General features: G+C 76.6%; 13 protein-coding genes and 1 riboswitch. Of the genes, 7 read left to right on the forward strand and 6 right to left on the reverse strand.

From position 1 onward, the window contains the following. Positions 1-21: 21 nt before the first annotated feature. The 5 genes from VGB14_14570 to VGB14_14590 all read right to left on the reverse strand — a co-directional run bounded on the left by VGB14_14570 (position 22) and on the right by VGB14_14590 (position 4,882). Positions 22-1,038 carry an ABC transporter ATP-binding protein gene (locus tag VGB14_14570; GenBank protein ID HEX9994149.1) on the reverse strand — a complete coding sequence of 339 codons (1,017 nt, stop codon included), beginning with the start codon at positions 1,036-1,038 and terminating at the stop codon, positions 22-24. 8 nt (positions 1,039-1,046) lie between these two features. Then, complete coding sequence (locus VGB14_14575; GenBank protein ID HEX9994150.1) at positions 1,047-2,654, reverse strand: iron ABC transporter permease; 1,608 nt, start codon at positions 2,652-2,654, stop codon at positions 1,047-1,049. Beyond that, positions 2,618-3,655, reverse strand: a complete 1,038-nt coding sequence (locus VGB14_14580) for a thiamine ABC transporter substrate-binding protein (protein HEX9994151.1) — start codon at positions 3,653-3,655, stop codon at positions 2,618-2,620. The genes VGB14_14575 and VGB14_14580 overlap by 37 nt, the downstream gene beginning before the upstream one ends. Further along, entirely contained in the window at positions 3,652-4,275 is a 624-nt protein-coding gene (locus tag VGB14_14585) for a thiamine diphosphokinase (GenBank protein HEX9994152.1), read from the reverse strand. Before VGB14_14585 ends, VGB14_14580 begins: the two co-directional genes overlap by 4 nt. Before the next feature lie 21 nt (positions 4,276-4,296). Beyond that, a riboswitch (TPP riboswitch) is annotated at positions 4,297-4,419 on the reverse strand. Between the two features lie 4 nt (positions 4,420-4,423). Continuing rightward, positions 4,424-4,882 carry a DUF4383 domain-containing protein gene (locus tag VGB14_14590; GenBank protein ID HEX9994153.1) on the reverse strand — a complete coding sequence of 153 codons (459 nt, stop codon included), beginning with the start codon at positions 4,880-4,882 and terminating at the stop codon, positions 4,424-4,426. A gap of 42 nt (positions 4,883-4,924) precedes the next feature. Between VGB14_14590 and VGB14_14595 the strand changes: the two genes are divergently transcribed. The 6 genes from VGB14_14595 to VGB14_14620 all read left to right on the forward strand — a co-directional run bounded on the left by VGB14_14595 (position 4,925) and on the right by VGB14_14620 (position 9,930). Continuing rightward, a complete protein-coding gene (locus tag VGB14_14595; GenBank protein HEX9994154.1) occupies positions 4,925-6,574 on the forward strand; it encodes a carbamoyltransferase C-terminal domain-containing protein in 1,650 nt (549 codons plus the stop codon). Positions 6,575-6,673: 99 nt separating this feature from the next. Further along, the gene (locus tag VGB14_14600; protein HEX9994155.1) at positions 6,674-7,720 is read left to right on the forward strand and encodes a hypothetical protein; all 1,047 of its coding nucleotides are present in this window, start codon (positions 6,674-6,676) and stop codon (positions 7,718-7,720) included. After that, entirely contained in the window at positions 7,720-8,169 is a 450-nt protein-coding gene (locus VGB14_14605; GenBank protein ID HEX9994156.1) for a phage holin family protein, read from the forward strand. The genes VGB14_14600 and VGB14_14605 overlap by 1 nt, the downstream gene beginning before the upstream one ends. Further along, complete coding sequence (locus VGB14_14610) at positions 8,145-8,939, forward strand: DUF3618 domain-containing protein (GenBank protein ID HEX9994157.1); 795 nt, start codon at positions 8,145-8,147, stop codon at positions 8,937-8,939. Before VGB14_14605 ends, VGB14_14610 begins: the two co-directional genes overlap by 25 nt. A gap of 108 nt (positions 8,940-9,047) precedes the next feature. Continuing rightward, positions 9,048-9,527, forward strand: coding sequence for a hypothetical protein (locus VGB14_14615; GenBank protein HEX9994158.1), 480 nt, complete (start codon positions 9,048-9,050; stop codon positions 9,525-9,527). Between the two features lies 1 nt (position 9,528). Next, entirely contained in the window at positions 9,529-9,930 is a 402-nt protein-coding gene (locus VGB14_14620; protein ID HEX9994159.1) for a DUF2795 domain-containing protein, read from the forward strand. A gap of 10 nt (positions 9,931-9,940) precedes the next feature. Here VGB14_14620 and VGB14_14625 read toward each other — a convergent pair whose 3' ends face one another. Further along, entirely contained in the window at positions 9,941-11,074 is a 1,134-nt protein-coding gene (locus VGB14_14625; GenBank protein ID HEX9994160.1) for a Vms1/Ankzf1 family peptidyl-tRNA hydrolase, read from the reverse strand. A 235-nt stretch (positions 11,075-11,309) separates the two neighbouring features. On the opposite strand from VGB14_14625, the gene VGB14_14630 reads away from it, so the two are divergent. Next, positions 11,310-11,622: DJ-1/PfpI family protein (locus VGB14_14630; protein ID HEX9994161.1), on the forward strand; the 313-nt coding region annotated here is incomplete at its 3' end.

Here is an 11,622-nt window from a genome sequence, read left to right on the forward strand (position 1 = left end):
CTCGTGAGCCACGGTGAGAGCTTACCGGCCGAGGACCGTCGTGCGGGAGGGGTCGGCGGACAGGGCGACCGCGGTGCCGGGCGGGGGGACGTGGCCGGGGCGGGCGAGGACCTCGAGGGGCGGGGCGCCGGGCACGGCGACGGTGACGACGACGTGGTCGCCGCGGAACGCGGCCGACACGACCGTCCCCCTCACGTGGACCGGTGCGCCGTCGGCCGCGACCGACAGCCCGTCGGGCCGGACGAGGACGGCGGCCGGGCCCGGCGGGGTGCCGGGGGCGACGGGCAGGCGGCCCCACGGCGTGGCCGCCACGCCGCCGTCGACCACGGCGGCGGCCACGTTGGCGAACCCGAGCAGGCGGGCGACGCCCTCGTCGGCCGGGGCCGCCCACACCTCCGCCGGGGTGCCGGCCTGGACGACCCGGCCGGCCCGCATCACCGCCACCCGGTCGGCGACCGTGAACGCCTCGAGGTGGTCGTGGGTGACGTGGACGGTGGTGAGCCCGAGCGCCTTGACGACGGCCCGGAGGTCGACGGTGAGCCGGTCGCGCAGGGCCCGGTCGAGCGAGCCGAGGGGCTCGTCAAGCAGCAGCAGCGAGGGGCGGGGCGCGAGCGACCGGGCCAGCGCCACCCGCTGGGCCTCGCCGCCGGACAGGGTGGCCACCGACCGCCGCTCGAAGCCGGCCAGGCCGACGAGGTCGAGCACCTCGGCCACCCTGGACCGCACCTCACCCGCCGGCCGGCCGGCCATCCGCAGCCCGAACCCGACGTTGCCGGCCACGTCCCGGTGCGGGAACAGCGCGTGCTGCTGGAACATCAGCCCGACCCCCCGGCGGTGCGGGGGGACCCCGGCCAGGTCCCGTCCGCCGAGCACCACCCGCCCGGCGTCGGGCCGCTCCAGCCCGGCCACGACCCGCAGCAGGGTCGTCTTCCCGCCGCCGCTCGGCCCGAGCAGGGCGACCACCTCGCCCTCCCCCGCCGCCAGGTCGGCTCCGTCGAGCGCCGGGCGGCCGCCGAAGCGGACGACCAGCCCCTCCACCGACAGCATCAGAACTCGCCGGCCCGGCCGACCCGCACCCGGTCGACGGCGAGGATCACCGCCGCCGTCACGACGAGCAGGATCGTGCTCATGGCCAGCGCCTCGCGGTAGGGCAGGCCGGGCCGGAGCAGGCGCTCGACGGCGACGGGCAGGGTCGGCACGTCCGGCCGGGCGATGAACACGGTCGCCCCGAACTCGCCGAGCGAGACGGCGAACGCGAACCCGGCGGCGACGAGGAGCGCCCGCCCGACGATCGGCAGGTCCACCTCCCGCCACACCCGCCGCGGCGGGGCGCCGAGCACGGCGGCCGCCTCCCTGAGCCGGGGGTCGATCGAGCGCAGGACGGGCACCAGCGTGCGGACCACGAACGGCACCGCCACCAGCGCGTGGGCGATGGGGACGAGCGCGGCCGAGCCCCGCAGGTCGAGCGGCGGGCGGTCGAGGGCGACGAGGAACCCGAACCCGAGGGTGACGGCGGACGTGCCGAGCGGGAGCATCAGGAGCGTGTCGACGGCGCGGGCCGGCCCCGTGCGGCGCCCGGCGACGACGGCGGCGGCGAGGCCGCCGACGACCAGCGCGATCGCCGTCGCCACCACGGCGAACCCGAGCGAGTTGCGGACGGCCTCGATGGGCGGCACGAGGAAGGACTGGCCGGTGTCGGCGAGCGCCCGGTACGCCTCGAGCCCGTGGCCGCCGCCGGGCAGGGCCAGCGACCGCTCGACCAGCACGGCGAGCGGGGTGCCGAGGAACACCGCCACGCCGCCGACGGCGGCGACGACCACCGCCCACTGCCCCGCGCCCCTCGGCCGCCGGCTGGCGTCGTCCTCGGCGACGAGGGGCTGGCCGACGGCCCGGCGCTCGGCCAGCCGCCCGTAGGCGACGAGCATGGCGACGACGGCGGCCAGCTGCACGAGGGCGAGGGCGGACGCCGTGCCGAGGTCGAGGCGCTGCGCGGTCGCCCGCCAGATCTCCACCTCCAGCGTGCCGAGGCGGGGCCCGCCGAGCAGCAGGACGACCCCGAAGGACGTGGAGCAGAACAGGAACACGATCACGGCCGCCGAGCCGACCGCCGGGCCGAGGAGGGGCAGGGTCACCTCCCGGAAGGCCCGCCACCGCCCGGCGCCGAGCGCCCTCGCCGCCTCGACCAGCGCGGGGTCGAGATGGGACCACAGGCCGCCGACGGTGCGGACGACGACGGCGACGTTGAAGAACGCGTGCGCGAGCACGATGGCCGTCACCGACCGGCGCACGTCGAGGGCGAGGAACGCCGTGCCGACCACGACCGTCGGCAGCACGAACGGCACGGCGACCAGCCCCCACACGAGGCGGCGGCCGGGGAAGCGGAAGCGGGCCAGCACGGCCGCCACCGGCAGGCCGACGGCGAGCGTCACCGCCGTCGACACGGCCGCCTGCCACACGGTGAACCAGGCGACCGACCGCAGCCGCCCGTCGCCGAGCACGGCGCCGAGCGCGCCCGCGTCCCACCCCCGCCCGACGATGGCGGCCACCGGCCAGGCGAAGAACACGGCGACGAACGCGACCGGCACGGCCGCCGCCGCGCCCCACGCCAGCCGCCCGGTCAGCGCAGGACGGTCGCGGTCCAGGCGTCCACCCACCGGTCCCGCCCCTCGCCGATCTCGTCCACCGGCAGCGACAGCGGGTCGTCCGGCACCTCGGCGAACTCGGTGAACACGTCGGGCAGGGGCGTCCCCTCGACCACCGGGAACACGAACATCGACAGCGGCACGTCCTCCTGGAAGGCCGGGGTCAGCAGGAAGTCGACCAGCGCGCCGGCCTCCTCCGGGTGGTCGGTGCCGGCCAGCACCCCCGCGTACTCCACCTGCTCGAAGCAGCTGGCCTCGACCACGCCGATGGGCGACGCCTCGGGCGGCGGGTCGGCGAAGAGGACGGCGGCGGGCGGGCTCGACGCGTACGACACGACGACGGGCCGCTCCCCGCCCCCGCCGCCGGCGCTGAACTCGCCGCCGAAGGCCTCCTCCCAGCCGTCGGTGACGAGCACGCCGTTGTCCCGCACCGCGCCCCACCAGTCGAGCCACCCGTCCTCGCCGTACTCGGCGACGGTGGCGAGGAGGAAGGCGAGGCCGGGCGACGACGTGGCCGGGTTCTCGACCACGAGCAGGTCGCGGTAGCGGGGGTCGGTGAGGTCGTCGAGCGACGTCGGCGGGTCGAGCCCGTGGTCCTCGAACCAGGCGACGTCGTAGTTCAGGCAGACCTCGCCGTGGTCGACCGGGGTGGCCCGGTGCCCTGGGTCGGCCCGGTAGCGGGCCGGCACCCCGTCGAGGCCCTCCGCCTCGTGCGGCTCGAACAGGCCCTCGTCGAGCGCCCGGGACAGGAACGTGGTGTCCACGCCGAACAGCACGTCGCCCTGCGGGTCGTCCTTCGTGAGGACGGCCTGGTTGACGACCTGGCCGGCGTCGCCCCCCTGGAGCACGCGGACCTCGACACCCGCCTGCTCCTCGAAGGCGTCGAGCACGCCGTCGCTGACCGCGAACGAGTCGTGGGTGACGAGGGTGAGCGTGACCGGACCTCCGTCGCCGTCGCCGCCGCCGCAGGCGGCCACGGCGAGCAGGGCGGCGGCCAGCAGCGCCCGCCTCACGCCCGCCCGCCCGGCTGCACGGCGAGGAGCACGCCGGACTCGACCGACACGGTCGCCACCGGCGCGGTGAGCACGTTGCTCACGCCCCTCGTCGTGCCGGGCCCGAGGTCCTCGCCGGCGAGCGGGTACAGGAGGCCGTCGGTGCGGACGCCGAGGGCCGGGCCGCCGACGGGCAGCAGCGACACGAGGTCGCCCGGCTCGCCGCACAGCTCCCGGCGGGAGCGGACGACGGTGAGGTGGGCGGGGCCGAACCAGGCGTCGACCTCCAGCCCGGCGAGGTCGTCGGCGCACAGCAGCAGGACGTTGGCCAGCTCGTGGTCGAACCGGCCCTTCGTGCCGCCGGTGACGACGATGCGGGCGGGGCCGAGCCCGGCGGCGTAGCGGAGGGCGAGCTCGAGGTCGGTGGCGTCCTTGGCCACCGGGTGGCGCTCCACCAGCGCGCCGGCCCGCTCCGCGCCGGCCAGCGCGCCGGGGGCGACCGAGTCCATGTCGCCGACCACGACGTCGGGCGACAGGCCCAGCGCGCTGGCGTGCTCCAGGCCCGAGTCGGCGGCCACGACCAGGTCGGGGTCGGGCAGGCCGGTCACGGCCCCGGGTGGGACGGGCTCGCCTCCCGTCACGACGATGACGGTCGACGGTCGCGTCGAGATGTCCACGGCGTCCCTCCGCTGGCATTACCCAGTTCAGGTTCGACGGGTCGGTGGCGCCGCCGGAGCGCGGCCACCCTCTCAGCCCGGCTGTCCCGAGCTCCCCGGTGTGGAGGAGATGCTACCGGCGGCGGTCCTCGGCGTAGCGCCGGTCGCGGTCGGGCCACAGCGCCCCGATGAGCGACACGACGACGATCGCCGCGTGGAAGACGTTGTCCGCCGAGTTCAGCGACAGGATGTTGGCCTCGTTGTCGTCCTCGGCCACGAACAGCCCGTAGACGAACACGGCCGCGTAGCCGACCACCAGCAGCCACAGGTACGTCTTGGCCGTGTCGACCCGGCGCCAGAGGAGCAGGCCGGGGATGCCGAGGGCCAGGTGGACGATGTTGTGGAGCGGGTTCAGCTCGAGGCCGAGGAGGGTCTCGTTGGTGTTCGTGTCCGCGAAGTCGTCGAAGCCGGTGACGAAGAAGCCCACGATCCCGGCGAGCACGAAGGCGATGCCGAGGGCGAGGGCGATGTACTGGGCCGGGGAGTACCCCGTGCCCTGGTTGGACGCGGTGTGCGTCGGGCGGGTCGCCATGGCCGCACCGGTACCCCCGGCCTGGTCGGCTAGACCGGGGCGATGGCCAAGGTGCTCGGCGTCAACGCGGTGTTCCATGACCCGGCGGCCGCGCTGGTCGTCGACGGCGAGGTCGTGGCGGCGGCCGAGGAGGAGCGGTTCAGCCGGCGCAAGCACGGCAAGTCCCCGGTCCCGTTCAGCACGTGGGAGGTGCCCGAGGCGGCGGCCCGTTGGTGCCTCGAGGAGGCCGGCATCGAGCCGGGCGACCTCGACGCGGTCGCCTACTCCTACGACCCCGCGCTCGCCCCGCCGGTGGGCGACGACGTCACCGCCGACGGTTGGGAGGGACTCCGCACCCTCTACGCGCAGCGGGCGCCGCTGTTCCTGCGCACCGCGCTGCCCGGGCTCGACCCGGCCGTCGTCCGGTACGTGCCCCACCACGTCGCGCACGCGGCGTCCGCCTACCTCGCGGCGCCGTACGAGGACTCGGCCGTCCTCGTGCTGGACGGGCGGGGCGAGGCGGCCTCGCACCTCGCCGGCCGGTCCCGGCGCGGCGACCTCGAGGTCTACCGGGCCCAGGAGCTGCCGCACTCCCTCGGCCTCATGTACGAGGAGGTGACCGAGCACCTCGGGTTCCGGCGGTCGAGCGACGAGTACAAGGTGATGGCGCTGGCGTCCTACGGGCAGCCGGCCTTCCTCGACCAGTTCCGGGACTGGGTGCGCACCGACGGCGAGGGCGGGTTCACGGTCGCGCCGATCGAGTGGGCCACGCTCGTGAAGCGGCGCGGCGGGGACGAGGCCTGGTCCCAGGAGCACGCCGACCTGGCCGCCACCGTGCAGCGGCGGCTGGAGGAGGTGCTGCTCGACCTGGCCGGCTGGCTGCAGGCGCGGACGGGCGAGCGCACCCTGACGATGGCCGGCGGCGTGGCCCTCAACTGCGTGGCCAACGCCCGGCTGGCGGCCGAGACGGCCTTCGAGCACGTCTGGGTGCAGCCGGCCGCGGGCGACGCCGGCACCGCGCTCGGCGCCGCGCTCCACGAGGCCCACGCCGACGGCGACGAGGTCGTCCCGATGGCGACGGCCGCGCTCGGCCGGTCGTGGAGCGACGCCGACCTGGAGGCCTGGCTGGTCACCGCGGACGTGCCCTACGAGCGGCCCGACGACCTGCCCGGCGCGGTCGCCGAGGCGCTGGCGGCCAACGGCGTCATCGCGTGGTTCCAGGGCCGCTCGGAGTACGGGCCCCGGGCCCTCGGCCACCGCAGCCTGCTGGCCGACCCCCGCCGGGCCGAGAACCTCACCCGGCTGAACGACGTGAAGGGCCGCGAGCAGTTCCGCCCGGTCGCCCCCATGGTGCTGGCCGACCGGGCCGGGGCCATCTTCGAGGGGGTCATCCCGAGCCCCTACATGCTGTTCACGCACGGCGTGCGGCCCGAGTGGCGGGACCGCATCCCCGCGGTGGTCCACGTGGACGGGTCGGCCCGGGTCCAGACCGTCGACCGGGAGGCCGAGCCGCTCGTCGCCGCCCTGCTCGACGCCTTCGAGCGCCGCACCGGGGTGCCGGTGCTCGTGAACACCAGCCTCAACACCGCGGGGCGGCCGATGGTCGACGATCCGCGGGACGCGCTGGAGTGCTTCGGGTCCGCTCCGGTCGACCTGCTGGTGCTCGGCCCGTACCTGGTCCGGCGCACGTCGCTCGCCGCGCGCCTGGCCTGAGCACGGCGCCGCGTGGTATGGCGCGGCGGGCTTTCGGGCAGGGTGAGGGCGCTGCCGGGGCGCGCTCCGGCATCGCTTACCGACGAGCCAGGAGGCAACGTGCTGAACGATCCCGCAGAGCCGATCCTTCCCGGGCCCGGCCCCGGCCCTGCGACCGGGGCGACGGGCGGCACGGCCGGGGTCGGCGACGCCGGCACCTACCCGGGCACGTATCCGGACACGGGCACCACCACGGGCACGACGCCGCCGAGCGGGCCGACCGAGGCCGCCGGCCAGGTGGCGTCGACGGCCGCCGAGCGCGGCACCGAGGTGGCGAGCGAGGCCGCGCAGCGGGGCGGCGAGGTGGTCGGGACGGCCGCCGAGCAGGCCAGGGAGGTCGTCGGGACGGCCGCCGAGCAGGCCATGTCCCTCGCCTCGCAGGCCAAGGACCAGGCTCGCACCGTCCTCCAGGACGCCACCCGCCAGGCGCGCGAGCAGACCGAGGAGCAGGCCCGCCGGGCCGCCGGGTCGATCCGCCAGACCGGCGAGCAGCTCCGCGCGCTGGCCGAGGGCCGCACCGACGAGGCCGGCCAGGCCGGCGAGTGGGCCCGCCAGCTGTCCGACCAGCTCCAGAGCATGGCCCAGCGGGTCGAGGACGGCGGGCTCGAGGCCGTCGTCCGCGACGTCAGCCAGTTCGCCCGCCGCCGCCCCGGCGTGTTCCTCCTCGGCGCCGCGGCCGCCGGCTTCGCGGTCGGCCGCATGATCAAGAACGCCGGCTCGGACAGCGGCGGCCAGGGCCAGGGCTACGGCCAGAACTACGGGCAGAGCTACGGCCAGGGCTATGGGCAGGGCTACGGCCAGGGCTACGGCACCTCCGACGCGTACGGCTCGGCCGGCGCCGCCTACGACTACGGCCTGACCGGCCCGGCCGCCTCCGTCGCCGCCAGCCCGGCCGTCGGCTCGACCTACGGCACGCCCGCCCCCGAGACCGTCGGCACCGGCGGTTGGAGCGAGCCGGCCTACGACCCGACCTACGGCTCCTCCGCCACCGCCCCCGGCGCGGACCAGCCGCCCGTCGGCCCCGGCGTCATCACCGGTGGCGGCGAGACCGGCAGCACCGTCGGCGGACCGGACGACCCGCTGCTCGACAGCGAGGGGCGGCACTGATGGCCGACCCGTACGCCGGCGCCTCGTCGGCTCGGCCGACGGCTCCGCCGTCGGAGACCGAGCCGCTGATGCCGGAGGTGTCCCTCGGCGAGCTGTTCGGCCGCATGACCAGCGACTTCTCCACGCTCGTCCGCAAGGAGATGGAGCTGGCCAAGGTCGAGCTCAAGGAGGAGGCCAAGCAGGCGGGCAAGGCCGGCGGCGCCTTCGGCGCGGCCGGGCTGGCCGGCTTCATGGCCCTGCTCCTGCTCTCCTTCGCCCTCGCCTGGGGCCTCGCCGAGATCATGCCGGAGGGCTTCGCCTTCCTCATCGTCGGCGCCATCTACGCCATCGCCGCGGCCGTGCTGTTCGGCAAGGCCCGCAAGCAGATGCAGCAGGTCAACCCCGTTCCCGAACAGACCGTCGAAACCCTCAAGGAGGATGCGCAGTGGCTTCGAGACCAGAGGAGCTGAGGCGTGAGATCGCCGAGACGCGCGAGGACCTCGGCACCACGCTCGAGGCCATCGGCGACCGGGTCAGCCCCGGCCGCATGGTGGAGCGCCGCCGGGCGGCCGTCCGCCAGCGCATCACCGGGCTGCGGGAGACCGTGATGGGCCGCTACGACGCGACCACCTCGGCCGTCGGCGGCGTCGCCGGCTCGGCCGGGTCCACGGTCGGCGGTGCCGCGTCGAGCGTCACCGACGTCGCCGGCAGCGCGGCGTCCACCGTGGCCGGTGCCGCCGGCAGCGCGGCCTCGGCCGTGGGCGGCGCGGCCTCGACCGCCGTCGGCGCCGTGCGCGGCGCCCCCGAGCAGGCCACCCAGGCGGCCCAGGGCAACCCCCTCCTCGCCGGTGCCGTCGCCTTCGGCGCCGGCCTGCTGCTGGCCACGATCCTGCCCGAGAGCGAGGTCGAGGCCCAGATGGCCTCGACCGTGCAGGAGAAGCTGGAGCCGGCCAAGCAGCAGCTGACCGAGGGGGCCAAGGAGGTCGCCTCGGCCGTCGGCGAGCGGGCCCAGCAGGCCGGCCAGGAGCTGGCCGGGCAGGCCCAGGACGCCGCCCAGGAGGTCACGACCCAGGCCCAGCAGGCCGCCCAGGAGGTCAAGGACCAGGCGGCGCAGGCCGCCCAGGAGGTCAAGGACCAGGCGGCGCAGGCCGCCGGGGAGGTCAAGGAGCACGCCGGGCAGGCCACGTCCGACGTCACCGACCACGCCCGGTCCACGGCCGAGCAGTACCGCCAGCAGTAGACGGACCAGATCCCAGCAGCGGAGGGGGCCGGCACGGTGCCGGCCCCCTCTCGCGTCCGGCCCCGGGCGCGGGTTGGCCCGACCCGCCGACGGGTAGCCCGGTTCGCCATGGGGACCAACACCGTCGCCCGGGTGATGAACGACGCCGGCCTGGCCGCGTGGTTCGGCGGGTCGCTGATGGGCGCGGTCGCGGTCGACGGCACCCCGTTCGGTCGGCGCACGTGGGCGAGGTGGGCGCCGGTCGGCGCCGCCGCCGTGACCGCCCACCTCGTGGGCGGCACGCTCCTCGTCCCCATCAACAAGGGCCGCCTCACGTTCCAGCGGGGCGTGTTCCCCACCTCGGCGGCCCAGACGGTGTGCACCCTCGGCGGCCTGGCGGCGACGATCGCCGCGGCCCGCACCCGGGCCCGCCTCGAGCAGGCCGACGACGGCGAGGACGAGGCCCTCGCCCGCCGGGCCCGGCTGCTCGACGCCGCCGTCCCCCTCCTCACCGGCGCCTCGCTCGTGCTGAACAGCCGGCTCGGTGAGCTGCAACGACCCGTACCGGTCGCCGGGGGCGTCGCCCGGCGGCTCCTGCCATGGAGGTGACATGCGCGGCAGCGACAAGCACGGCCCCCGCGTCGACGACCAGATGGTGCACGACACCGCGGCCCTGACCCACGGCCGGGGCGGCGACTCGAGGGTCGAGGAGTTCCGCGACCAGGAAGGGCCGGGCGAGGGCGAGCCCGAGGTCGGCGAGATCTCCAGGGACACGCCGCTGCCGGGCGGGATGGACGACGAGGCCCTGCGCGAGCGGGCCGACATCGCCCGCCACCTGAACCGGGCCGCCTTCCCCGGCGACCGGGACACGCTCGTGGCGAGCGCCGAGGAGAACTTCGCCCCCGAGTGGGTCGTCGAGCGCCTGAGGAGCCTCCCGGCCGGGCAGGAGTTCGAGACCGTCGAGCAGGTCTGGGAGACGCTGGGCGGGCCGCCCGACCCGCCCCGCGCCTAGCAGGAGCGCCTCAGTCCGCCCAGCGGAGGATCGCGCCGACCCCGTCGGTCGGTCCGCCGTGGGCGGGCACCACCCACACGCCGGCGCCGGTGCCGAGGGCGGCGCGCACGGCCACGTCGGCCAGCGCCCCCTCCACCGGCTCGTCCACGCCGAGGTCCCGCAGCGTCTGCGCGTCGGCGGCGACGAGGGTCGGGTCGGGCCCGAACCAGGCCGTCCTCGAGTCGTCCGGGTCGGCGGCGACGAGGAGGGTGTCGACCTGGGCCTTGGCCAGGGCGAGGAGGGTCGCCTCGGGCCCGTCGGCGGCCCGGTCGTGCTGGCCCCGCTCCTCGCGGAACTTGTCGAGCAGGCCGACGGTCTCGTTGGCGGCCACCGTGCGCACGTGGCGGGCGACGGCGTCCTCGAGCTCCGCGTCGGAGCCGTCGTCGGCCCTGGTGCCCGGCACCACCTCGACCAGCGCCCCGACCTCGTCGGGCAGCGACTTCTGGAGCAGCTCGACGGCCCGCACGTCGCCGGCGAGCAGGACGGCCCGGGCGCCGACCCGGCCGACCATGCGGACGACGACGTCGGCGACCTCGTCGGCCGTGGCCGCCCACGTGTTCTGCACCCGCTCCTGGTACCGGCGCTGCGACCACCCGCCCGGCTTCGACCGCTGGACGGGGTCGCGGCCGTGGTCGGGCTCGACCTCCTCCTCGATCGGCTCGCCCCGCCGGGGCACCGCGGTCACGTCCGCGCCGGTGCGGTCGGCCACCACGACGACGTGGGGCACCGACGACTGGCGCCACGTGAGCAGCGGGGCCAGCACGGGCAGCGACGCGACCCGGCCGAAGTCCCTGGCCGGCTGGACGTCGAGCGACTCGGCGACGAGCAGGCGGTCGGCGGTGGCGACGGCGTAGAGCGACGGGCCGCGGGTGTGGGCGCCGTCGGTCACCTCGGCGATGGCGTCGAGCGCGCCGGCCGGCGCGTCGGCGGCCTCGAGCTCGCTGCGCAGCGCGCGCCACTGGGCGTCGACCTTCTGGGCGGCGTTCTCGATCGCGCCCTCGGTCGTCAGGTGGACGGTGACGAACGGGCCGCCGGCGTCGGCGAGCCCGGCCAACGGGCCGGCGACGCGATGCGCCTCCTGCTGCACGGGACCATGGGATTCCATGCCCCCGGCCTACCCGACGGCCGGAGCGGTCACCCCGTGCCGCGCCCACGGCGAGCGGCGGGCCACGGCGCCACGGCGCCACGGGGGCGGAGCACCGCTGCCGTCGACGAGCCCGGACCTCGCCGCCGATGTGGTCGTCGTCGCGCCGGGCCCCCGGGTGGGCATGGAGGGGCGACGACGGCCCTGGGCGGGCGCGCCGGTGTGCCGCGGCGACCGGCCGGGTACGTCGCCGGTCATGGCGAACGAGCTCAACGGCAAGCGCGTCGCGTTCCTGGTGGCCAACGAGGGCGTCGAGCAGGTCGAGCTGACCGAGCCGTGGAAGGCCGTCGAGGCGGCCGGCGGCCGGCCCGAGCTGCTCGCCCCCGAGGCCGGCGAGGTCCAGGCGTTCCACCACCTCGACCGGGGCGACACGTTCCCGGTCGACCGCACGGTCGGCGAGGCGTCCCCCGACGACTACGACGGGCTCGTGCTGCCCGGCGGGGTGGCCAACCCCGACCGTCTCCGGACCTCGCCCGAGGCCGTCGCCTTCACCCGGGCGTTCGTGGAGG

This window comes from Acidimicrobiales bacterium (assembly GCA_036399815.1).
Lineage (GTDB): Bacteria > Actinomycetota > Acidimicrobiia > Acidimicrobiales > DASWMK01 > DASWMK01.

Coding starts and splice junctions, on each gene's coding strand:
- VGB14_14590 (HEX9994153.1), bottom strand. CDS start 4,882: ATGGCGACCCGCCCGACGCACACCGCGTCCAACCAGGGCACGGGGTAC.
- VGB14_14595 (HEX9994154.1), top strand. CDS start 4,925: ATGGCCAAGGTGCTCGGCGTCAACGCGGTGTTCCATGACCCGGCGGCC.
- VGB14_14615 (HEX9994158.1), top strand. CDS start 9,048: ATGGGGACCAACACCGTCGCCCGGGTGATGAACGACGCCGGCCTGGCC.
- VGB14_14605 (HEX9994156.1), top strand. CDS start 7,720: ATGGCCGACCCGTACGCCGGCGCCTCGTCGGCTCGGCCGACGGCTCCG.
- VGB14_14620 (HEX9994159.1), top strand. CDS start 9,529: ATGCGCGGCAGCGACAAGCACGGCCCCCGCGTCGACGACCAGATGGTG.
- VGB14_14625 (HEX9994160.1), bottom strand. CDS start 11,074: ATGGAATCCCATGGTCCCGTGCAGCAGGAGGCGCATCGCGTCGCCGGC.